Source organism: Massilia soli (assembly GCF_016809835.1).
Lineage (GTDB): Bacteria > Pseudomonadota > Gammaproteobacteria > Burkholderiales > Burkholderiaceae_D > Telluria_A > Telluria_A soli.
Map to the genome: position 1 here is coordinate 177472 of NZ_JAFBIL020000003.1, position 22932 is coordinate 200403.

At 62.3% G+C, this 22932-nt stretch carries 21 protein-coding genes; 16 read left to right on the plus strand and 5 right to left on the minus strand.

Going from position 1 to position 22932, the window contains the following annotated elements; all coding sequences use genetic code 11:
* The first annotated feature begins 35 nt into the window (after positions 1-35).
* Positions 36-1406 (plus strand): glutamine synthetase family protein, encoded by a 1371-nt coding sequence (locus I4X03_RS08355; protein ID WP_223467764.1) that lies wholly within the window; start codon positions 36-38, stop codon positions 1404-1406.
* A gap of 291 nt (positions 1407-1697) precedes the next feature.
* Here the strand turns inward: I4X03_RS08355 and sixA are convergent, their stop codons facing one another.
* Positions 1698-2165 (minus strand): phosphohistidine phosphatase SixA, encoded by a 468-nt coding sequence (gene sixA / locus I4X03_RS08360; RefSeq protein ID WP_223467765.1) that lies wholly within the window; start codon positions 2163-2165, stop codon positions 1698-1700.
* Between the two features lie 61 nt (positions 2166-2226).
* Entirely contained in the window at positions 2227-4308 is a 2082-nt protein-coding gene (ppk1, locus tag I4X03_RS08365; protein WP_223467766.1) for a polyphosphate kinase 1, read from the minus strand.
* A 245-nt stretch (positions 4309-4553) separates the two neighbouring features.
* Between ppk1 and pstS the strand changes: the two genes are divergently transcribed.
* From pstS to phoR, 7 genes are all read left to right on the plus strand, one after another.
* Positions 4554-5582 carry a phosphate ABC transporter substrate-binding protein PstS gene (gene pstS / locus I4X03_RS08370; RefSeq protein ID WP_370660501.1) on the plus strand — a complete coding sequence of 343 codons (1029 nt, stop codon included), beginning with the start codon at positions 4554-4556 and terminating at the stop codon, positions 5580-5582.
* A gap of 201 nt (positions 5583-5783) precedes the next feature.
* Entirely contained in the window at positions 5784-6776 is a 993-nt protein-coding gene (gene pstC / locus I4X03_RS08375) for a phosphate ABC transporter permease subunit PstC (protein WP_223468104.1), read from the plus strand.
* A gap of 5 nt (positions 6777-6781) precedes the next feature.
* Positions 6782-7627 (plus strand): phosphate ABC transporter permease PstA, encoded by an 846-nt coding sequence (gene pstA, locus I4X03_RS08380; RefSeq protein WP_223468105.1) that lies wholly within the window; start codon positions 6782-6784, stop codon positions 7625-7627.
* A 7-nt stretch (positions 7628-7634) separates the two neighbouring features.
* Positions 7635-8432: a phosphate ABC transporter ATP-binding protein PstB gene (gene pstB, locus I4X03_RS08385; RefSeq protein WP_223467768.1), complete on the plus strand. Its 798-nt coding sequence runs from the start codon at positions 7635-7637 to the stop codon at positions 8430-8432.
* Positions 8433-8471: 39 nt separating this feature from the next.
* Entirely contained in the window at positions 8472-9176 is a 705-nt protein-coding gene (phoU, locus tag I4X03_RS08390) for a phosphate signaling complex protein PhoU (protein ID WP_223467769.1), read from the plus strand.
* Between the two features lie 7 nt (positions 9177-9183).
* Positions 9184-9873 carry a response regulator gene (locus tag I4X03_RS08395; RefSeq protein WP_223467770.1) on the plus strand — a complete coding sequence of 230 codons (690 nt, stop codon included), beginning with the start codon at positions 9184-9186 and terminating at the stop codon, positions 9871-9873.
* A 3-nt stretch (positions 9874-9876) separates the two neighbouring features.
* Positions 9877-11163, plus strand: a complete 1287-nt coding sequence (phoR, locus tag I4X03_RS08400; protein ID WP_223467771.1) for a phosphate regulon sensor histidine kinase PhoR — start codon at positions 9877-9879, stop codon at positions 11161-11163.
* Here the strand turns inward: phoR and I4X03_RS08405 are convergent.
* Positions 11160-11750: a DUF7010 family protein gene (locus I4X03_RS08405; protein ID WP_223467772.1), complete on the minus strand. Its 591-nt coding sequence runs from the start codon at positions 11748-11750 to the stop codon at positions 11160-11162. The genes phoR and I4X03_RS08405 overlap by 4 nt on opposite strands.
* 142 nt (positions 11751-11892) lie before the next feature.
* On the opposite strand from I4X03_RS08405, the gene I4X03_RS08410 reads away from it, so the two are divergent.
* Positions 11893-12810, plus strand: a complete 918-nt coding sequence (locus tag I4X03_RS08410) for a patatin-like phospholipase family protein (RefSeq protein ID WP_223467773.1) — start codon at positions 11893-11895, stop codon at positions 12808-12810.
* A gap of 80 nt (positions 12811-12890) precedes the next feature.
* On the plus strand, positions 12891-13298 hold the full coding sequence (locus I4X03_RS08415) for a GlcG/HbpS family heme-binding protein (protein ID WP_223467774.1): 408 nt from the start codon (positions 12891-12893) through the stop codon (positions 13296-13298).
* A 123-nt stretch (positions 13299-13421) separates the two neighbouring features.
* On the opposite strand, the gene I4X03_RS08420 is transcribed toward I4X03_RS08415, so the two are convergent.
* On the minus strand, positions 13422-13841 hold the full coding sequence (locus I4X03_RS08420; protein ID WP_223467775.1) for a hypothetical protein: 420 nt from the start codon (positions 13839-13841) through the stop codon (positions 13422-13424).
* A gap of 291 nt (positions 13842-14132) precedes the next feature.
* Here I4X03_RS08420 and carA point away from each other — a divergent pair, with 291 nt between their 5' ends.
* From carA to I4X03_RS08440, 4 genes are all read left to right on the plus strand, one after another.
* Positions 14133-15296 (plus strand): glutamine-hydrolyzing carbamoyl-phosphate synthase small subunit, encoded by a 1164-nt coding sequence (gene carA, locus I4X03_RS08425; protein WP_223467776.1) that lies wholly within the window; start codon positions 14133-14135, stop codon positions 15294-15296.
* A gap of 1 nt (position 15297) precedes the next feature.
* Positions 15298-18528: a carbamoyl-phosphate synthase large subunit gene (carB, locus tag I4X03_RS08430; RefSeq protein WP_223467777.1), complete on the plus strand. Its 3231-nt coding sequence runs from the start codon at positions 15298-15300 to the stop codon at positions 18526-18528.
* 91 nt (positions 18529-18619) lie between these two features.
* Positions 18620-19099 (plus strand): transcription elongation factor GreA, encoded by a 480-nt coding sequence (gene greA / locus I4X03_RS08435; RefSeq protein WP_223467778.1) that lies wholly within the window; start codon positions 18620-18622, stop codon positions 19097-19099.
* Positions 19099-19545: a DUF4149 domain-containing protein gene (locus I4X03_RS08440; protein ID WP_223467779.1), complete on the plus strand. Its 447-nt coding sequence runs from the start codon at positions 19099-19101 to the stop codon at positions 19543-19545. Before greA ends, I4X03_RS08440 begins: the two co-directional genes overlap by 1 nt.
* A 105-nt stretch (positions 19546-19650) precedes the next feature.
* On the opposite strand, the gene I4X03_RS08445 is transcribed toward I4X03_RS08440, so the two are convergent.
* Positions 19651-20115 (minus strand): YhbY family RNA-binding protein, encoded by a 465-nt coding sequence (locus I4X03_RS08445; RefSeq protein WP_223467780.1) that lies wholly within the window; start codon positions 20113-20115, stop codon positions 19651-19653.
* Positions 20116-20156: 41 nt separating this feature from the next.
* Between I4X03_RS08445 and I4X03_RS08450 the strand changes: the two genes are divergently transcribed.
* Positions 20157-20843 carry an RlmE family RNA methyltransferase gene (locus I4X03_RS08450; protein WP_223467781.1) on the plus strand — a complete coding sequence of 229 codons (687 nt, stop codon included), beginning with the start codon at positions 20157-20159 and terminating at the stop codon, positions 20841-20843.
* Positions 20844-21004: 161 nt separating this feature from the next.
* Positions 21005-22891 carry an ATP-dependent zinc metalloprotease FtsH gene (gene ftsH / locus I4X03_RS08455; RefSeq protein ID WP_223467782.1) on the plus strand — a complete coding sequence of 629 codons (1887 nt, stop codon included), beginning with the start codon at positions 21005-21007 and terminating at the stop codon, positions 22889-22891.
* The last annotated feature ends 41 nt before the right edge of the window (positions 22892-22932 follow it).

The following is a 22932-nucleotide window of genomic DNA, read 5'->3' on the forward strand; positions in this document are numbered from 1 at the left end:
TATCGACAACAGTCCTTCCCGGAACAGGAGAAATAATGGTCCTGCGCCAGAATTTTACCGATAGCGATATGGACCTGTATCTCAACGAGAAACGGGTCACCGAAATTGAATGCCTGGTGCCGGACCTGACCGGCGTGGCGCGCGGCAAGATCCTGCCGCGCTTCAAGTTCACCGACGAGCGCGGCATGCGCATTCCCGAGGCGGTGCTGGGGATGACCGTCACCGGCAACCATCCCAGCGGCGACGCCGCCTACGAGCGGGCCATCTCGACCCTGGACCGCGACATGATCCTCAAGCCCGATCCGGCCACCATCACGATGGTGCCGTGGGCCGCCGACCCGACCGCCCAGGTGATCCACGACTGCTTCTTCGCCGACGGCACGCTGGTCGATTTCGCGCCGCGCTCGGTGCTGCGCCGCGTGCTCAAGCTGTATGCCGAGCGTGGCTGGTCGCCGGTCATCGGCCCGGAGCTGGAGTTTTACCTGACCGCGCAGAACATGGACCCGAACCAGCCGCTCAAGTCGCCGGTCGGGCGCAGCGGCCGTGCCGAGACCAGCCGCCAGATCTACAGCATCGACGCGGTCAACGAGTTCGATCCGCTGTTCGAGGACATCTACGATTACTGCGAGCTGATGCAGCTCGACGTCGACACCCTGATCCACGAGATCGGGGCAGGGCAGATGGGCATCGATTTCCTGCATGGCGACCCGCTCGGCATGGCCGACAACGTGTTCTACTTCAAGCGCACGCTGCGCGAAGCGGCGCTGAAGCACAATATGTATGCCACCTTCATGGCCAAGCCGATGGCCGCCGAGCCGGGCTCGGCAATGCATGTGCACCAGAGCGTGATGGATACCCAGAGCGGGCAGAACCTGTTCAGCAACCCCGATGGTTCGCCCTCCAGGGCGTTCTACCATTATGTGGGCGGGCTGCAGCGCTACATGCCGTCGGCGATGGCGCTGGCCGCTCCTTACGTCAATTCCTACCGCCGCATCGTGCGCCATACCTACGCGCCGGTGAACGTGCAGTGGGGAATGGACAACCGCACGGTGGGATTCCGCGTGCCCAATTCGCGCCCGGCCGACCGCCGCATCGAGAACCGCGTGATCGGCGCCGACGCCAATCCCTACCTGGCGTTTGCCCTGACGCTGGCCTGCGGCTACCTCGGCATGGCCGAGCAGCTCGAGCCGACCGACGCCACCGGCAGCAGCGCCCAGCATCTCGACTTCGAACTGCCGCAGGGCCTGCCCGAGGCCCTGAAAATGCTGCGCGCCGAAGACAAGCTGGCCGAGGTGCTGGGCCAGCGCTTCATCGATGTGTACGCGGCGATCAAGGAGCAGGAGCACATGGAGTTCATGACCGTGATCAGCCCGTGGGAGCGCGAGCACCTGCTGCTGCACGTGTAAGTTCGCGCTTCCGCACAAGCGAAAGCGGCAAGCGCCTGGATGGGCCTTGCCGCTTTTTGCTTGGCCGGGTCGACCCCAGGCCGGGTGCTATTCGTGATAGCGGTCGTGCAGTTCGTGCGAGCCTCCGCGGACTTCATCCACCAGTTCGTAAAGGATCAGCCCGACCATGCCCCCTAGTATGGCAATGACGAGCATGTTTAACATGATTCACAGCGCCGTTTCCGGCGTCCCCCCTAAGAATTGATACATCTAAACTTTAGCAGATGGCAGACTCATTACAAGGGGAGTCGGTCATTTGACGATCAGGTCGGGCGCCATCACCGCTTTCAGGTACAGGCTGGCGGGCTCGTTCGGCTCGCGCTGGACAAACCACCAGGCGCTGGCCTTCTTCATTTCCCAGTACTGGGGCTGGCCCGACAGCAGCAGGGCGGCGACCTGGCCCAGGGTCGGCTGGTGGCCGACGATCAGCACCGGGTCGCGCGCATGGGGCCAGTTGGCCGCGCGCAGCAGTTCGTGCGGGTCGGCGCCGGGAGCAAGTTCGGGCATGACCTTGAACTTGCGCCCGAGCGGCTCGACCGTTTGCAGGGTGCGCAGCGCCGGGCTGACCAGCACCTTGCAGCTTTCTGGGAGTTGCGAGGTCAGCCATTCGGCCATGCGCCGCGCCTGCTTCTGGCCTTTCGAGGTCAGGGCGCGCTGCATGTCGCTTTGCCCGCGCTCGGGATCGGCTGCTTCCGCGTGTCGCCACAAGATCAGGTCCATGCCTTGCTCCTTGTTGTTGATGAGATCATCGCCGCCCGCGCCCGCGCTGGGGCGACGCTCCCTATTCGTGCTCCCCGGCCGGCGTGCCGAGCAGTTTCATCAGGTGTTGCTGGGCCGAGAAGGCGGCCAGCTTGCCACGCGCGCGGCGGCGCTGGTATTGCCCGCCCGGTTCCAGTTCCCACGCGTTCGAGTTGTCCTTCAGGTAGGGGTTCAGCCCTTCGGTGATCACGCGCCGCTTGAGCGCCTTGTCCAGCACCGGGAAGGCGACTTCGATGCGGCGGAACAGGTTGCGGCTCATCCAGTCGGCGCTGGCCAGGTAGACGTCGTGCGCCAGGTCATTGCGGAAGTAGTAGATCCGGCTGTGCTCGAGGAAGCGCCCGATCACCGAGCGCACCTTGATGTTTTCAGACAGCCCCGGCACGCCTGGGTTCAGGGTGCAGGCCCCGCGCACGATCAGGTCGATCTTCACGCCGTCCTGCGAGGCCGCGTACAGCGCCCGGATCACCGATTCGTCGACCAGCGCATTGACTTTCGCGATGATGCGGCCCGGGCGGCCCGAGCGCGCCAGGCGCGCCTCGTTGCGGATCGCGCGGATGATCTCGTTCTGCAAGGTGAACGGGGCCAGCCACAGGTGGCGCAGCTTTTGCGGCTTGGACAGGCTGGTCAGGTGGATGAACACCTCGTTGACTTCCTGGCCCATTTCCTGGTGCGCGGTCAGCAGGCCGAAGTCGGTGTACAGGCGGGTGGTGGTCAGGTGGTAGTTGCCGGTGCCGAGGTGCGAGTAGAACTTCAGGCCGCCTTCTTCGCGGCGGATCGCCAGCGCGATTTTTGCGTGCGTCTTCAGGCCGACCACGCCGTAGACCACCTGGGCGCCAGCCTGTTCCAGCTTGTCGGCCCAGTTGATGTTGGCTTCTTCGTCAAAGCGCGCCATCAGCTCGAGGATGACGGTCACTTCCTTGCCGGCGCGCGCCGCTGCCACCAGCGCCTCCATCAGCTCCGAGTGGGTGCCGGTGCGGTAAATCGTCTGCTTGATCGCCACCACGTCGGGATCGCGCGCGGCGGCGCAGATGAAGTCGATCACCGTCTGAAACGACTGGAACGGGTGGTGCAGCAAAATTTCATGCTTCTTCAGGTGCTCGAAAATGCCGGCGCCGCCGGCCGTTTGCAGCTGCCCGGGTGCGAACGGCGCAAAGCGCAGGCTCGCGGTCTGCACATGGTCGATCAGCTCGTTCAGGCGCACCAGGTTGACCGGCCCGTCCACAGCGTACAGGCGCGACGGGTCGAGGTTGAACTGGTTGAGCAGGAATTGCGACAGCTCGGGCGGGCAATTGCGCGCCACTTCGAGGCGCACCGAGGTGCCGAACTGGCGGCCCTGCAATTCGCCTTTGAGCGCCTGGCGCAGGTTCTTGACCTCTTCCTCGTCGACCCAGAGGTCGGAGTCGCGGGTGACGCGGAACTGCGAGTAGGCCGCCACTTCGCGCCCCGGGAACAGGTCTTCGATATGCGAGTGGATCACCGAGGACAGCAGGCAGAAGGTGGCGCCGCCATTGCGCGACAGGTGGTCGGGCAGCTTGATGACCCGCGGCAGCACCCGCGGCGCCTTGACGATGGCGATGCCGGTGCCGCGCCCGAATGCATCCTTGCCGGTCAGCGCGATGATGAAATTGAGGCTCTTGTTGACGACCTGGGGGAAGGGATGGGCCGGGTCGAGGCCGATCGGCGTGAGCAGCGGGCGCACTTCGCGTTCGAAATACTCCTTGACCCAGGCGCGCTGGGCGTCGTTGCGGTCGGTATGGCGTACCAGCTGCACGCCTTTTTCTTGCAATTGAGGCAAGACTTCGGTGTTCAGGATCGCGTACTGGCGCTGCACCAGGTCATGGCATTCGACGTTGATGCGGGCCAGGTTGGCGCTCAGTCCCGGATTTTCGGCCGGGTTGCCCTGGGCCAGCAGGCTGGCGACCCGCACTTCAAAGAATTCATCGAGGTTGTTGCTGACGATGCAGAGATAGCGAAGGCGTTCGAGCAGGGGAATGTCGGGATCTTCCGCCTGCGCCAGCACACGCCGGTTGAACGTGAGCTGCGACAACTCGCGGTCAAGAAACGTGGTGTGCGTCGACATGTCGGCTTGTGCAGCAGTTTTCATGATGTTCTATCGTCTGATGAGTGATCTTATCCCGCGATAGTGTGGTTAGGAAATATGACAAGCCAATGACTTGCCATTGTTTGTGTGACATCAATATTGTGACAATTTGAGGGTATCATGCAGCGAGAAAATGTGCAGTCAGTTCAGTTTTTGCGATGTCATAAACGTGTCATATTCAGTCGGTACACTGCGCAGCATTCCACCCGTAGTTCCACTCTTAAGGACTTGATATGCGAATGAACAAGATGTTGGCTTCCCTGGTCACCGGCGCAACCGTAGTGATGGCTATGTCCTCGGCGATGGCTGCCAATGTGACCGGCGCGGGCGCCTCCTTCCCTTATCCGGTGTACGCCAAGTGGGCCGAGAATTACAAAGCCGCCACCCAGAACAGCGTGAACTACCAGTCGGTCGGCTCGAGCGCCGGCATCAAGCAGATCAAGGCAAAAACCGTCGATTTCGGCGCCTCCGACATGCCTTTGAGCGCAGCTGACCTGGATGCAGCCGGCCTGTTCCAGTTCCCGGCCATCATGGGCGGCGTGGTTACCATCGTCAACCTGCCTGGCATCGCCCCAGGCGCGATAAAGCTGACCGGCCCGGTTGTGGCGGACATCTACCTGGGCAAGATCACCAAGTGGAACGCACCGCAAATCGCCGCGCTGAACCCGGGCGTGAAGCTGCCGGACGACGACATCACCGTGGTGTACCGCGCTGACGGCTCGGGCACGTCGTTCCTGTTCACCGACTACCTGTCGAAGACCAGCCCATCGTTCAAGAGCGCGATCGGCGCCGGCGCCACCGTCAAGTGGGCAACCGGTGTCGGCGGCAAGGGCAACGACGGCGTCGCCGCCAACGTCCAGCGTATCAAGGGCTCGATCGGCTACGTTGAGTGGGCTTACGCGAAGAAGAACCGCATTGCGCACACCCAGCTGAAGAACAAGGATGGCGTGTTCCTGCAGCCTGACGACGAAGCGTTCAAGGCGGCAGCGGCATCGGCCGAGTGGACCAAGACCCCAGGCTTCGGCATCGTGCTGACCGACCAGGCTGGCAAGAACAGCTGGCCAATCACCGGTGTATCGTATGTCCTGATGCACAAGACCCAGGCTGATGCCGCCAAGGGTAAGGAAGCGCTCAAGTTCTTCGACTGGGCATTCAAGAACGGCGACGCCGCCGCGGTCGAGCTGGACTATGTCCCGCTGCCGGATTCGGTGGTCAAGCTGGTCAATGAATCCTGGAAGGCGAACATGAAAGACGCATCGGGCAAGGCTGCCTGGTAACAGTAGTGCCGCCCTCGCAGGGCGGATAAACCGAAGGCGCATCCGCCGATTTGCCTGCAACCAGGCGCATCGGAATCGGCGGATCGGCTTCGCTTATCCGCCCTGCGGGGCAAAAGCGTTGTCCCGATCTACCCAACCTAAGCCCGTCAGAGGCACGGTTAACATAAAAAACATACCATGAGCGTACACCCACCCGTAGCGATGACGGATGTGCAGGGAAGCGCAGCGCAGCAACGCAGCGTCGCCGCGATGCATTCCACCATGCGCAAGCAGCGCATCCAGGATTTCATCTTCCATAAAGTCACCCTGACCTTCGCAGCGTCCGTGCTGCTGGTCCTGATCGGCATCATCATCTCGCTGATCATCGGCGCCGCACCCGCATTCAGCGAGTTCGGCGCTTCCTTCATTACCACCGTCGAATGGGACCCGGTCAACGACAAGTTCGGCGCCTTGATCGCCATTGTCGGCACCCTGGCCACGTCCTTCATCGCCTTGCTGATCGCGTTCCCGATCAGCTTCGGCATTGCCCTGTTCCTCACCGAAATCTGCCCGGTCTGGCTGCGCCGCCCGCTCGGCACCGCCGTCGAGCTGCTGGCCGGCGTGCCGTCGATTATCTACGGCATGTGGGGCCTGTTCGTGTTCGCGCCGCTGTTCGCCGACCATGTCCAGCCGCTGCTCAAAAGCACGCTCGGCCAGTTGCCGGTCATCGGCCAGCTGTTCAGCGGCCCGACGATGGGCATCGGCATCCTGACCGCCGGCCTGATCCTGGCAGTGATGATCATCCCGTTCATCTCGTCGGTGATGCGCGATGTGTTCGAAATCGTGCCCGCGGTGCTGAAAGAGTCCGCTTACGGCCTCGGCTGCACCCAGTGGGAAGTCGTGCGCAAGGTGGTGCTGCCTTACACCAAGACCGGTGTGGTCGGCGGCGTCATGCTGGGCCTCGGCCGGGCGCTCGGCGAGACGATGGCGGTGACCTTTGTGATCGGTAACGCGCACTCGCTGTCGTGGTCGCTGTTCTCTGCCGGTAACAGTATTTCGTCGACCCTGGCCAATGAATTCGCCGAAGCCGCTTCGCCGCTGCACGTGTCGTCGCTGTTCGCCCTCGCGCTGATCCTGTTCATGATTACCTTCGTCGTCCTGTCCGCCGCCAAGCTGATGCTTGCTGGCATGTCCCGCAAGGAGGGCGTCAAGTGAACACCATGAACCCTGTTTATCGCAAACGCCTGCTGGTCCACCGCATCGGTATCGTGCTGTCGGTGGCCGCCATGACGATCGGCCTGCTGGCGCTGGCGTGGATCCTCTACACCTTGCTGTTCAACGGCTTCGGCGCGCTGTCGCTGCAGCTGTTCACGGCCGATACCCCGGCGCCGAACAGCACCGGCGGCGGTCTGCGCAACGCCATCCTCGGCAGCCTGATGATGGTCGGCCTGTCGACCGCGATCAGCACGCCGATCGGCATCCTGGCCGGCGTCTACCTGGCCGAGTACGGCGACAGCAACTGGTTCGCCCAGGTAACCCGCTTCGTCACCGACGTGATGCTGTCGGCGCCGTCGATCGTGATCGGCCTGTTCGTCTACGCGATTTATGTCGCCAACGTCGGCCACTTTTCCGGCTACGCCGGCACCCTGGCGCTGTCGCTGATCGCCGTGCCGGTGGTGGTGCGCACCACCGACAACATGCTGCGCCTGGTGCCCAACAGCCTGCTCGAAGCCGCGTTCGCGCTGGGCGCGCCGCGCTGGAAAGTGGCCACCATGGTGCGCCTGCGCGCGGTCAAGGCCGGCGTGATCACCGGCGTGCTGCTGGCGCTGGCCCGCATCGCCGGCGAAACCGCGCCGCTGCTGTTTACCGCGCTGAACAACCAGTTCTTCAGCAAGGACATGAACGCGCCGCTGGCCAACCTGCCGGTCGTGATCTACCAGTTCGCGATGAGCCCGTATGATGACTGGCGCTCCCTCGCATGGGGTGGTGCACTGATCGTGACGTTCAGCGTACTGTTCCTGAACATCCTGTCGCGTACCGTGTTCAGCCAGAAAACTCCACATTAAAATGATTATGAACAGCCCACTTCCGACTCCGATCCCGACCGTGACGCCGAAAAATAAAACCATCGAAATCTCTGGCCTGAACTTCTTCTACGGGAAGACGCAGAGCCTGACCAATGTCAACCTGGACATCCACGAGAAGCAGGTGACTGCCTTCATCGGCCCGTCCGGCTGCGGCAAATCGACCTTGCTGCGCACCCTGAACCGCATGTACGACCTGTACCCGGGCCAGCGTGCCGAAGGGCAGATCGTCTACCGCGGCAAGAACATCCTCGACGCCGACCAGGACGTCAACATGCTGCGCGCCAAGGTCGGCATGGTGTTCCAGAAGCCGACCCCGTTCCCGATGTCGGTCTACGACAACATCGCGTTCGGCGTGCGCCTGTATGAAGACATGTCCAAGGGCGAGATGGATGAGCGCGTCGAATGGGCGCTCAAGAAGGCCGCGCTGTGGGGCGAGGTCAAGGACAAGCTGACCAAGAGCGGCCTGTCGCTGTCGGGCGGCCAGCAACAGCGCCTGTGCATCGCGCGCGGCGTTGCGGTCAAGCCCGACGTGCTGCTGCTGGACGAACCGACCTCGGCGCTGGACCCGATCTCGACCGCCAAGGTCGAAGAACTGATCAGTGAACTGAAGCAGGATTATACGATTGCGATCGTGACCCACAATATGCAACAGGCAGCCCGCTGCTCCGACTACACCGCCTACATGTACCTTGGCGAGCTGGTTGAATTCGGCGAAACTGATCAGATATTCATGAACCCCGCGCGCAAAGAGACGCAGGATTACATCACTGGGCGTTTCGGCTAAGCCGCACGATCCTATAAAAACGACAAGACGGAGAGCAGCATGATTGGCGAGCATTCATCCAAACAGTACGACCACGAACTTGAAACCATCCGCTCCAAGGTGTTGCTGATGGGCGGCATCGTGGAAACCCAGTTCCAGGAAGCGATGCACTGCTTCCGCGCCAGCAATGTCGAGCGGGCAGACCACGTGATCGCCGAAGACAACACGGTCAACCAGCTGGAAGTGTCGCTCGACGACGCCTGCAGCCACCTGATCGTCAAGCGCCAGCCCACCGCCAACGACCTGCGCACGGTGATGGCGACGATCAAGGTCATCACCGACCTCGAGCGCATCGGCGACGAAGCGACCAAGATCGCGCGCACCTCGAAAAGCCTGCATGCGCGCGGCGCGATCGCGCTGAACCATTACGACATGGTGCGCAACATCGCCACCGCCACCGGCGACATGCTGCACGACTCGCTCGACGCGTTCGCGCGCCTCGACGGTAAGCAGGCGCTGCAGCTGATCGCGCGCGACGAAGTGGTCGACCACGAGTTCCGTTCGATCATGCGCAACCTGATCACCTTCATGATGGAAGACCCGCGCACGATTTCGTCGGCGCTGGACACCTTGTGGGTGGCCAAGGCGATCGAGCGGATTGGCGACCATGCCAAGAACATCGCCGAATATGTCATTTATGTCGTCGAAGGCAAGGACATCCGCCACACCAAGCCAGCCGCTCCGAGCGCCGACCAACCAGCGTGACCGCGTCATGGCAGCCGATAAAACCACTGTACTGATTGTAGAAGACGAACCGGCCATCATCGAACTGGTCACCTTTTCGCTGCGCGAAGCCGGCTGGAACGTCTGCTCGGTACAGAACTGCGCGGCGGCCTGGGAATTCATCCAGAACCGCACGCCGCAGCTGATCTTGCTGGACTGGATGCTGCCCGACCAGACCGGCCTGCGCCTGCTGTCGCGGATCCGCTCGGACCGCGACTTCAAGGACATTCCGGTCATCATGCTGACGGCCAAGAGCATGGAAGAAGACAAGCTGGCGGGCCTGGACACCGGCGCCGACGACTATGTCACCAAGCCGTTCTCGCCGAAAGAGCTGCTGGCGCGCGCGCGCGCGCTGCTGCGCCGCAAGAGCCCGGAACATGCGCAGGAAGTCATGTCGGCCGGCGCGGTGACGCTCGACCCGGCCAGCTTCACCGTCGAGATCGACAAGCAGAAGATCGACATCGGCCACGCCGAGTTCAAGCTGCTGAAGTTCTTGATGGCGCACCGCGAACGGGTGTTCTCGCGCAGCCAGCTGCTCGACAAGGTGTGGGGCGACCATGTCGCCATCGAAGAGCGCACCGTCGACGTCCATGTCCTGCGGCTGCGCAAGGCGCTGAAGGAATCGGAATACCTGATCAAGACCATCCGCAGCGTCGGCTACATGCTCTCAGAAAAATAAAACATGAATCCAAAGCTGCTGTTCTGGATCCCCGCGCTGCTGCGCATGGTGTTTGTCATGGCTGGCGCCAGCATCATCTGGTGGCTGTTCGGCGCCGCCTACGGGCTCGGCTTCGCGCTGCTGGCGGTGATGGCGATGCTGTTTACCCAGCTGTCCTACCTGAGCCAGCTGAACGTCTGGCTCGACAATCCGCACAGCTCCAAGCTGCCCGACGGCTGGGGTTCCTGGACTGAAATCTTTTCCCGCCTGTACCGCCTGCGCCGCGACGACGAGCGCCACCAGGCCGAGCTGACCGAATGGCTGGCGCGCTTCCGCCAGGCCATGCACCTGCTGCCCGACGGCGTCGCCATCATGGACGACGTGCTGTTCCTCGAATGGTGCAACCCGGCCGCCGAACGGCACCTGGGACTGACGCTGGAGCGCGACAAGGGCATGCGCGTGACCAACCTGATCCGCCACCCCGACTTCATCGACTACATCATCCTCGGGCGCTACGAGCAGCCGCTGACCCTGAGCCTGCGCGACCGCAAGCTGATCGTCCAGCTGATTCCGTTTGAAAACCGGCGCCAGATCCTGGTGACGCACGATGCCACCGAGACCGACCGCATCGAAGAGATGCGCCGCGACTTCATCGCCAACGCCTCGCACGAACTGCGCACGCCGCTGACGGTGATTGTGGGCTTCCTGGAAATTGCGTCGAGCGGCATGGCGCTCGACCCGGCCACCCGCGAAGCGCACCTCAAGCTGATGACCGACCAGGCGCACCGCATGCAGCGCCTGATCGAAGACATGCTGACCTTGTCGCGCCTCGAATCGGTCGACTACCCGCTGCGCAGCGAGCAGGTCGACGTGATGGCGCTGGTAAACGACGTGGCCGAGGAAGCGCGCGCGCTGTCGGGCGGCAAGCACCAGGTCACCACCAGCGTGGACGGCCCGGGCGTGATGGGCAGCGCGGAAGAGCTGCGTTCGGCGTTTGGCAACCTGGCCTCGAATGCGGTGCGCTACACGCCGGAGGGCGGCACCATTCACATCTCCTGGAGCAATGATGGCGCCGGCCCGCAGTTTGCCGTCACCGATACCGGCATCGGCATCGACCAGCAGCACATCGCGCGCCTGACCGAGCGCTTCTACCGGGTCGACAAGAGCCGGTCGCGCGAAACCCAGGGCACCGGTCTGGGGCTGGCGATCGTCAAGCACGTGCTGCTGCGCCATGGCGGCAACCTGTCGATCAAGTCGGCGGCGGGCAAGGGCAGCAGCTTTATCGTGTCGCTGCCGGGGCCGGCGGCTTAAATGCCTGCGGGGCGCGCGCTGCCGGGCGCGGCGCGGCCCGGCATCAGGAACACCGCGATGGCGAACGCCACCTCGATGGCCCCGCCGGCCAGCGCGCCGGCGGCTGGCGACGCGCCCATGGCAAACAAGGGGTAGGCCGCCGCACCCAGCGCGATGCCGATGGCCCAGTAGATGCGCATGCCGTACAGCGTGGCGAAGGTCATGTAGCGCCCGCCAATGATCAGCAGCACGGCCGGGAAAAACCATTCGATCCGCAGCATCGACACGCCGTAGGCCAATACCAGGCACATGATCATCCAGAAGGTGGACGCCATCGCCAGCGAGGCCAGCGGATTGGCGGGATGGTGCTTGCCGCTGCGGCCAAGCAGCTTGTTGAGCAGCACCGCGGCAGGATGGATGAACATGCCGCCGATCAGCAGGGTCCACACCGCATGCTTGGCGGACAGGTTCAGCGCGACCATGCCGGCGATCAGCCACACCAGTCCCGAGCAGACGATGCCGGGTGCGCCGTCGTAGTACGCGATGCGCATGTCCAGCTGGGCATCGGCGATGGTGGTTGGCGTGATGCTCAGTGGGGCAGGTGTCATGATGTGGCCGCTTCGCTGTGTCGTGGTGCGGCCATTCTGCCATCGAGGTATTGTCTTCGCAACAACTTTAACGGGCCATGTCCGGTCGCCCCGGCGGCGCATACCAGTTACAATCGCGGTCTCTGTCCTTTCCTGTCTACCTATGTATTCCAAACGCAGTTCCCTGATTGCCCTCGCCTTGATCCTGGCCGGTTGCGGCAGCACGCCGAAGGCGCCGGTCCAGCCGGCGGCGGCGATCGTGCCGGCCCCGGCGGCCGTTGTCCCTCCCAAGAAAATCCGGATCGGCCTCGCGCTGGGCGGTGGCGCCGCGCGCGGTTTCGCCCACATCGGCGTGATCAAGGCGCTGGAGGCGCAGGGCATCCAGCCGGAAATCGTGGTCGGCACCAGCGCCGGCAGCGTGGTCGGCGCGCTGTACGCGTCCGGCCTGAATGGCTTCGCGCTGCAGAAAACGGCGATGGAGATGGACGAGGCGACGATCTCGGACTGGGCGCTGCCGCTGTTCGGCTCGTCGACGGGCGTGCTGAAAGGCGAAGCGCTGCAGAGCTACGTCAACAAGGCGGTCAAGAACCAGCCGATGGAAAAGCTCAAGCTGCGCTTCGGCGCGGTCGCCACCGACCTCAAGACCGGTGCGCCGATTCTGTTCCAGCGCGGCAATACCGGACAGGCAGTGCGCGCCTCATCGGCGGTGCCGAGCGTGTTCCAGCCAGTAAAGATCGGCACGCGCTCGTTCGTCGACGGCGGCCTGGTTGCGCCGGTGCCGGTGCGCTTCGTGCGCGAGATGGGCGCGGACTTCATCATCGCGGTGAACATTTCAACGCAGACCGACGTGCAAGCCACCGTCAGCTCGCTCGACGTGCTGATGCAAACTTTCACCATCATGGGACAGCGGCTGAACCATTACGAGCTCAAGGATGCGGACATCGTCATCCAGCCCGCGCTGGGCAAGATGGGCGGCGCCGACTTCAACGGCCGCAACCTGGCGATCCTGGCGGGCGAGCAAGCCGCCGCCGAGCTGATGCCGCAGATCAAGGCCAAGCTCAAAGCGAAGCAACAGCAATAACGGCTATACGTCAAAACTTATCGCAGGGCAGGGCGCCAGCCTTAAAATCGGCGCCATCACTCACAGACAAGGACGGCACCATGCAAAGCAAACCCTATTTGACCCTGGACGACGCCAAGAAGATAGCCGCAGCGGCGGAAGCGGAAGCGGTCGCCAACAAGTGGCCGGTGACGATCGCGATCACGGACGACGGTGGCCACCTGCTGTGGCTGCAGCGCCTGGACGGCGCCGCGCCGCTGTCGTCGCACATTGCGGCGGCCAAGGCCAGGGTATCGGCGCTGGGGCGTCGCGAGACCAAGATCTACGAAGACATGATCAACAACGGCCGCACGGCATTCGGCAGCGCGCCGTTCAGCGAAGGCATGCTGGAAGGCGGCGTCCCGGTGATCGTTGACGGCCACGTGATTGGCGCGGTTGGCGTCTCGGGCGTCAAATCCCCGGAAGACGCGCAGATCGCAAAAGCCGGCATGGCCGCGCTGACAGCCTAAGCCGCGCAAAAGCTCCAAAGTCAAAAGTTCCAAAATCGGGGACAGACCACCATTTTAGAATGTTCTAAAATGGTGGTCTGTCCCCGATTTTGGAACTTTTTGCGTTTTGCTTGGCCGGCCGGCTTAGTCGTGGATTTCGGCGTTTTCGGGCGCGGTGTCGAGCGCGTCGCAGCGCTTGAGCCAGCCCATCAGCGCGTCCATGTCCGTCACCAGGATCTCGCGGCCCTTTACAAAACCGACCTGGACCAGGCTGGCGGCGTCGCAGTTGAGCTTGTTGACGGTGGGCGCCAGGTTGACCATCCGGTCGTATGACTTGTAGACCTTGTTTTCCCACTTGTGCAAGCCATGGTCGTTGAACCTGTTGTTCTCGAAGTAGATCAGGACCGTGCCGTCGAGGTTGCCAAAGCCGACCATGCCCGAGCCGTTCTTCATCGCCGCGCGCACCGGCTCGCTCGCGTCAAGGCTCGGTACGAACACCCCCGCGCGACCGCCCGGGTCGGGACGCTCCATCGGCGTGTCCATGCCAAATACTGTCGTTGCCATTTTTATTCCTGAGTTTTCGAGGTTGCGCCAGGCGCCAAGTGCGCTAATGTAGAGAAGCGCGGTGCCGCTGTCCAGAGGCGGAAAAATTCGCCATCAATTCGCCAAGGGGCGATTGCCGAGAGGGTCGCTTTGCGCTATAATTCGGAGGTTTAGCCATTCATTACATCTACCGTAGCGACTACCACACATCCCTCATTCAACATGACCCCATCCCTCGAGCTGAAATGCTCGGGATCGCAGGGTCGTCGGTCTGACGTGGCGCAGCTACGGTAACTTTATCAGGAGTTGCCCTTGCCGCCATTTTTTTCTGGCCCCGCCGTTCCAGCCATCCTGGCCCTCGCAGACGGGACAATATTCAAAGGTTTTTCCATCGGCGCCGCCGGCCATACAACCGGTGAGGTGGTCTTCAATACCGCCATGACCGGCTATCAGGAAATCCTCACCGATCCGAGCTATTCGCGACAGATCGTTACCCTGACTTATCCTCACATCGGAAACACCGGCGTCAACCTCGAAGACGTCGAGGCCAGCAAGGTGCACGCGGCTGGCCTGATCATCCGCGACCTGCCGCTGATGGCGTCCAATTTCCGTTCTACCCAGTCGCTGTCGGACTACCTGAAGGCCGAAGGCATCGTCGCCATCGCCGGCATCGATACCCGCAAGCTGACGCGCATCCTGCGCGAAAAGGGCGCGCAGGGCGGCGCCATCCTGGTCGGTAACCAGGGCGTCGAGCCGAAAGAGGCGCAGGCGCTGGAGCTGGCACGCTCCTTCCCTGGCCTGGCCGGCATGGACCTGGCCAAGGTGGTCTCCACCACCAAGGCCTACGAGTTCACCGAAACCGAGTGGACCCTCGGCGAAGGCTACGGCCAGCTGACCGATCCCAAATTCCACGTGGTCGCCTTCGACTACGGCGTCAAGAAGAACATCCTGCGCATGCTGACCGAGCGCGGTTGCAAGGTGACGGTACTGCCGGCACAAGCGACTGCCGCCGACGCGCTGGCGCTGAACCCGGACGGCATCTTCCTGGCCAACGGCCCGGGCGACCCGGAGCCGTGCGACTACGCGATCGCGGCCTCGAAAGAGCTGATCGAGCGCGGCATCCCGACCTTCGGCATCTGCCTGGGTCACCAGATCATGGCGCTCGCTTCCGGCGCCAAGACCCTGAAGATGAAGTTCGGCCACCACGGCGCCAACCATCCGGTGCAGGACCTCGATTCGAAGAAGGTGATGATCACCTCGCAGAACCACGGCTTCGCGGTCGATGCCGATACCTTGCCGGCCAACTGCCGCGTCACCCACGTGTCGCTGTTCGACGGTTCGCTGCAGGGCTTCGCCCGTACCGACAAGCCGGCGTTCTGCTTCCAGGGCCACCCTGAGGCATCGCCAGGACCGAACGACGTGAGTTACCTGTTTGACCGCTTCATCAGCCTGATGCAAGCCGCGGAGAAAAAATAACATGCCAAAACGTAGTGACATTAAAAGTATTCTGATTATTGGCGCAGGCCCGATCATCATCGGCCAGGCTTGCGAGTTCGATTATTCCGGCGCCCAGGCGTGCAAGGCGCTGCGCGAAGAGGGCTACAAGGTCATCCTCGTCAACAGCAATCCGGCCACCATCATGACCGACCCTGAAATGGCGGACGTGACCTACATCGAGCCGATCACCTGGAAAGTCGTCGAGCGCATCATCGCCAAGGAGCGTCCAGACGCGATCCTGCCGACGATGGGCGGCCAGACCGCGCTGAACTGCGCGCTCGACCTGCACCGCCACGGCGTCCTCGAACGCTACAACGTGGAGCTGATCGGCGCGACGCCGGAAGCCATCGACAAGGCCGAGGACCGCTCCAAGTTCAAGGAAGCGATGACCAAGATCGGCCTGGGTTCGGCGCGTTCGGGCGTGGCCCATTCGATGGAAGAGGCGTGGACCGTGCAGCGCGAGCTGGGCTTCCCGACCATCATCCGTCCGTCGTTCACCATGGGCGGCACGGGCGGCGGCATCGCCTACAACGAAGAAGAATTCGAGACCATCTGCAAGCGCGGCCTGGAAGCCTCGCCGACCAAGGAACTCCTGATCGAAGAGTCCCTCATCGGCTGGAAAGAGTATGAGATGGAAGTGGTGCGCGACAAGGCGGACAACTGCATCATCATCTGCTCGATCGAAAACCTCGACCCGATGGGCGTGCACACCGGCGACTCGATCACCGTGGCGCCGGCGCAGACCCTGACGGACAAGGAATACCAGATCATGCGCAATGCCTCGCTGGCAGTGCTGCGCGAGATCGGCGTCGATACCGGCGGCTCGAACGTCCAGTTTTCGATCAACCCGGAAGACGGCCGCATGATCGTCATCGAGATGAACCCGCGCGTGTCGCGTTCGTCGGCGCTGGCATCGAAAGCGACCGGCTTCCCGATCGCCAAGGTGGCGGCCAAGCTGGCGGTGGGCTTCACGCTCGACGAACTGCGCAACGAGATCACCGGCGGCGCGACCCCGGCCTCGTTCGAGCCGTCGATCGACTACGTCGTCGTCAAGATCCCGCGCTTCACGTTCGAGAAATTCCCGGCGGCCGACCAGCACCTGACCACGCAGATGAAGTCCGTCGGCGAGGTGATGGCGATCGGACGCACCTTCCAGGAGTCGTTCCAGAAGGCGCTGCGCGGCCTCGAAGTGGGCGTCGATGGCCTCAACGAGAAGACCAAGGACCGCGAGAAGATCGAAGAAGAACTCGGCGAGCCAGGCCCGGACCGCATCTGGTACGTGGGCGACGCGTTCGCCCAGGGCTTTACGCTGGAAGAAGTGCACCAGCTGACCCGCATCGATCCGTGGTTCCTCATCCAGATCAAGGAAATCGTCGACATCGAACTGTGGCTCGACACCCAGAAGCTTGACCAGCTGGACAAGCCGCTGCTGTACAAGCTGAAGCAAAAAGGCTTCTCGGACCGCCGCCTGGCGTTCCTGCTGCAGACCACCGATACCGCGGTGCGCGAAAAGCGCCATGCGCTGGGCATCCGTCCGGTGTACAAGCGCGTCGACACCTGCGCGGCTGAATTCTCGACCAACACCGCGTACATGTATTCGACCTACGACGAAGAGTGCGAGTCGCAGCCGACCGACAAGAAGAAGATCATGGTGCTGGGCGGTGGCCCGAACCGCATCGGCCAGGGTATCGAATTCGATTACTGCTGCGTCCACGCGGCGCTGGCGATGCGCGAAGACGGCTACGAGACCATCATGGTCAACTGTAACCCGGAGACCGTGTCGACCGACTACGACACCTCGGACCGCCTTTACTTCGAATCGCTGACCCTGGAAGACGTGCTCGAAATCGTCGCGCTCGAAAAGCCGGTTGGCGTGATCGTGCAGTACGGCGGCCAGACCCCGCTGAAGCTCGCGCTCGACCTCGAAGCGAACGGCGTGCCGATCGTCGGCACCTCGCCGGACATGATCGACGCGGCCGAAGACCGCGAGCGTTTCCAGCAGATGCTGCAAACGCTGAACCTGCGCCAGCCGCCTAACCGTACCGCGCGCACCGAAGCCGAGGCGCTCGAACTGGCCTCGGAAATCGGCTATCCGCTGGTGGTGCGCCCTTCGTACGTGCTGGGCGGACGCGCGATGGAAATCGTCCACGAGCAGCGCGACCTCGAGCGCTACATGCGCGAAGCGGTCAAGGTATCGCACGATTCGCCGGTGCTGCTGGACCGCTTCCTAAACGACGCCATCGAGTGCGACGTCGACTGCATTTCCGACGGCGTGACCACCTTCATCGGCGGCGTGATGGAGCACATCGAGCAGGCCGGGGTGCACTCGGGCGATTCGGCGTGCTCGCTGCCGCCTTACTCGCTGTCGCAGGAGACCATCGATGAACTCAAGCGCCAGACCTCGCTGATGGCCAAGGGCCTGAACGTGGTCGGCCTGATGAACGTGCAGTTCGCGATCCAGAAGCAGGAACGCGACGGCGAGCTGCGCGACACCGTGTATGTGCTGGAAGTGAACCCGCGCGCGTCGCGCACGGTGCCGTTCGTATCGAAAGCCACCGGGCTGCAGCTGGCGAAGATCGCCGCGCGCTGCATGGTCGGCCAGACGCTCGAATCGCAGGGCATCACCAAGGAAGTGATTCCGCCTTACTTCAGCGTCAAGGAAGCGGTGTTCCCGTTCGTGAAATTCCCGGGCGTCGACACCATCCTCGGGCCGGAGATGAAGTCGACCGGCGAAGTCATGGGCGTTGGCATGACCTTCGGCGAAGCCTTCGTCAAGTCGCAGATGGGCGCCGGCGTCAAGCTGCCGGAGTCGGGCAAGGTGTTCCTGTCGGTGAAGGGTTCCGACAAGCCGCGCGCCGTGAAAGTGGCGCGCGACCTGCACGAGATGGGCTTCCAGATCGTGGCGACCAAAGGCACCGCGGCCGTCATCAATACCGCAGGCATTCCGTGCCAGGCGATCAACAAGGTGATCGAGGGCCGGCCGCACGTGGTCGACATCATCAAGAACCACGAGATCGCGCTGGTGATCAATACGGTGGAAGAAAAGCGCAGTGCGATTGTCGACTCGCGCGCGATCCGTATTTCGGCTTTGGCCGCAGGTGTCGTGACATACACTACAATAGCGGGTGCGGAGGCTGCGGTTGAAGGCATGCGTCATCTCGACGAGTTGCGCGTGTACGATTTACAAGGTCTGCATAAAACCTTAAACTAAGCAGCAAGCAGTACCACTAACCACAGAGCTCGTGAGGCTTTTGTCTCTCGGGCTCTGTGGTTTTCACTTTCTAGCTGATACCGAATACGACATGAACAACACTGTTCCACTTACCAAATACGGCGCCGAGCTGCTCAAGGACGAACTTCACCAGTTGAAGACCAAGGAGCGCCGCATTGTGATTGAAGCGATCGCCGAAGCGCGCTCGCACGGCGACCTGTCCGAGAACGCTGAATACGACGCGGCGAAAGAGCGCCAGGCGTTCGTCGAAGGCCGCATCGCGGAACTGGAAGGCAAACTGAGTTCGGCCCAGATCATCGACCCGGCCAGCCTCGACGCCGAAGGGCGCGTGGTGTTCGCCTCCACCGTCGACCTGGAAGACCTGGAAAACGGCCTGAAGGTCACCTACCAGATCGTTGGCATGGACGAGGCGGACCTGAAGCTGAACAAGATTTCGGTGACCTCGCCGATCTCGCGCGCGCTGATCGGCAAGTACGCCGGCGACGTGGTCGAGGTGCAGGCGCCGTCGGGCCCGCGCGAATACGAAATCCTCGAAGTCAAGTACATCTGATGCTGACGCGCCTGCGCCTGCTGGTCGCCGCGCTGTGGGCGGGCAGCCTGTGGACGGTCGGCTACCTGGTGGCGCCGATTCTGTCGAACACGCTGCCGGACCGCAAAATGTTCGGCAATATCGCAGCGGGCATTTTCCGCGGCGAGGCGTGGCTGACGGTGGCCTGCGCGCTGGCGATGTTTGTGCTGGTGATGCTGGCCACGGATCTTGACGCCAGGCGCAAGCGCACCTTGAACCTGATCGTGGGCGGCATGCTGGCTTGCACGGTCATTGGCTACTTCGGCATGCAGCCGGTGATGGCGATGCTGCGCGAGTCGGCGGGCGCGCAGGGCGTGATGGACTCGGACTTGCGGATGAAGTTCGGCATCGTGCACGGCGTGGCCGCGCTGATTTACCTGGTGCAGAGTGTGCTGGGTGTGACGCTGGTGCTGAAATCTAAAACGTAGGGCGGATAAGCGAAAGCGCATCCGCCGGATTCGCGCCACGCTGACGCCAACCCGGCGGATGCGCCTTCGGCTTATCCGCCCTGCAAAACCAGTAAAGGTTCGGGTTTAACCCAGACTCTTCTTGGAACTGGTCTGACGCGGCTTGGCGCGCTTGATGTTGCCGCCGGCCGTGACCCGCTCATTACCCTTGATCATGACCTTGGTCACGCTTGGGCGCTTGGTGCCGCTGGCGCTGGCCTTGACGATGGTGACTTCGCGCATGCCTTTGCCGGCTTTGGAGCTGCGCTCCTTGACGGTTTCGACTTTCGGGCGGTAGAGCACCAGCAGCTTGCCGATGTGCTGGACCGGCGCTGCGTCGAGTTCTTCGCAGATGGTGTCGTAAATGGTGACGCGCGCTTCACGGTCGTCGCCGAACACACGCACCTTGATCAGGCCGTGCGAATCGAGGCTGGCCGCGATTTCTTTCATCACTGCCGGAGTCAGGCCGGCTTCGCCGATGATCACAACAGGCTTCAGTCCGTGGGCTTCGGCGCGCAGTGCGCTGCGCTCGACGGGGGTAAGTTTTTGCATAATATTTTAAGATAATCCTTTAAAAGCAGTATTCTACGCGAATGGCAAAGAACAAATTAAACAAAAACTGGTTGCACGACCACATAAACGATCCCTATGTCAAATTGGCACAAAAAGAGGGATACCGTGCACGCGCCGCTTACAAGCTCAAGGAAATCGACGAACAGGAGAAGCTCATCAAACCGGGCCAGGTCATTGTCGACCTCGGCTCCACCCCAGGAAGCTGGAGCCAGTACGCGCGGAAAAAGCTGTCCGGCAAGGAGGGCGGGGGCATCAACGGCACCATTATCGGCCTCGACATGTTGCCGATGGAGCCGATTGCCGACGTCCATTTCATCCTGGGCGACTTCCGCGAAGCGCGCAGCCTGCGAGAGCTGAACGTCATCCTGGAAGACAAGCGCTGCGACCTGGTGCTGTCGGACATGGCGCCGAACCTGTCGGGCATCCCGACGGCCGACTCGGCACGCATGGAGCATCTTATCGATCTGGCAATTGAATTTTCCCAGTTCCACCTGAAACCGTCTGGCGCGCTGGTGGTCAAATGTTTCAAGGACATGGGTTTCAGCCAGATCGTCGAGAAATTCCGCGCCGAATTCAAGACCGTAAAGCAAGTCAAGCCCAAGGCAAGCCGGGATAAGTCGTCGGAAATCTTCCTGGTCGGCCGCGGGCTGAAAAATCCTACCGAAAAGAATCACGCTGCAGATGATGAATCTGCTCTTGATATTTGACCGCATAGCCGCACATCTTGCGCAGGTGAACCGCAAGCAAGAGGGTTTCTCTGGGCTTTTTTGGCCAGGATCGCGGGCGTGCGTGGCATAGCCCGCTGATTGAGAGTAGAATCGGCCCTTATATTCGGTAAAAAAGATGCCCCGGCATCGAAGGAGTTTTCGTGAATAATATGTTTTCCAAATCCGCCATCTGGGTGGTCGTCGCACTGCTGTTGTTCATGCTGTTCAAGCAGTTTGACACCCACACCGTTGCCGGCGGCAGCAAGTCCATCGCTTATTCCGAATTGCTCGATGAGATCAAGGCGCGCCGCATCAAGGATGTGGTGATCGAAGGTGCGAACATCACCGCGACCCGAGTCGACGACTCCAAGGTCCGTTCGACCGCGACCGGGCTCGACCGCGGCCTGATCGGCGACCTGCGCGAGAACGGCGTGCGCTTCGACATCAAGCCGCCTGAGGAGCCTTCGTTCCTCCAGCAAGTATTCATTTCCTGGTTCCCGATGCTGCTGTTGATCGGCGTCTGGGTATTCTTCATGCGCCAGATGCAGGGCGGCGGCAAGGGCGGCGCGTTCTCCTTCGGCAAGTCCAAAGCACGCATGATGGATGAGACCAACAACACCGTCACCTTCGCCGATGTCGCCGGTTGCGACGAAGCGAAAGAAGAAGTTACCGAAATCGTCGACTTCCTGAAAGACCCGACCAAGTTCCAGAAGCTGGGCGGACGCATTCCGCGCGGCGTGCTGATGGTTGGTCCTCCGGGCACGGGTAAAACCCTGCTGGCGCGCGCCATTGCCGGCGAAGCCAAGGTGCCGTTCTTCTCGATCTCGGGTTCCGACTTCGTTGAAATGTTCGTCGGTGTCGGCGCAAGCCGCGTCCGCGACATGTTCGAGAACGCCAAGAAGCATTCGCCTTGCATCATCTTCATCGACGAGATCGACGCTGTCGGCCGTCACCGCGGCGCCGGCATGGGCGGCGGTAACGACGAACGCGAACAGACGCTGAACCAGCTGCTGGTCGAGATGGACGGCTTTGAAGCCAGCTCCGGCGTCATCGTCGTCGCTGCGACCAATCGCGCCGACGTGCTCGACAAGGCGCTGCTGCGTCCAGGCCGTTTCGACCGCCAGGTCATGGTTGGCCTGCCGGACATCCGCGGCCGCGAACAGATCCTCAATGTGCACATGCGCAAAGTGCCTATCGGCACCGACGTCAAGGCCGATATCCTGGCCCGCGGCACCCCTGGCTTCTCGGGCGCCGACCTGGCCAACCTGGTCAACGAGGCAGCGCTGTTTGCGGCCCGCCGCAGCAAACGCCTGGTGGAAATGAGCGATTTCGAGGACGCGAAAGACAAGATCTTCATGGGTCCCGAGCGTAAATCGATGGTCATGCGCGAGGAAGAGCGCCGCAATACGGCCTACCACGAGTCTGGCCACGCCGTCATCGCCAAGCTGCTGCCAAAGGCTGACCCGGTCCACAAGGTCACCATCATGCCGCGCGGCTATGCGCTCGGCCTGACCTGGCAGTTGCCGGAACACGACAGCCTGTCCGGCTACAAGGACAAGATGCTGGAAGAGATCTCGATCCTGTTCGGCGGCCGTATCGCGGAAGAGCTGTTCGTCGGCCAGATGTCCACCGGCGCTTCGAATGACTTCTCCCGTGCCACCAAGCTGGCCCGCTCGATGGTCACCCGCTTCGGCATGAGCGACAGCATGGGCGTGATGGTCTACGAAGACAGCGAGAACGAAGGCTTCTTCGGCGGCGCCACCAAGACCATCTCGGAAGCAACGCAGCAACAGGTTGACGCGGAAATCCGTGCGATCCTCGACAAACAGTACGCCCTGGCGCGCCGTCTGCTCGAAGAGAACCGCGAAAAGGTGGAAGCGATGACCAAGGCGCTGCTCGACTGGGAAACCATCGACGCTGACCAGATCAACGACATCATGGCCGGTAACGAGCCGCGCGCACCGAAGTTTGAAGTGCCGCCAAAACGTAACCAGCCACCGGGCAGCGGCTCGGGCGATGTGTCGCCAAACGCAACAGCGCCAGCGTAAATCTCATTATTCGCTAGCAACAGATATAATGCCGTTCAGAT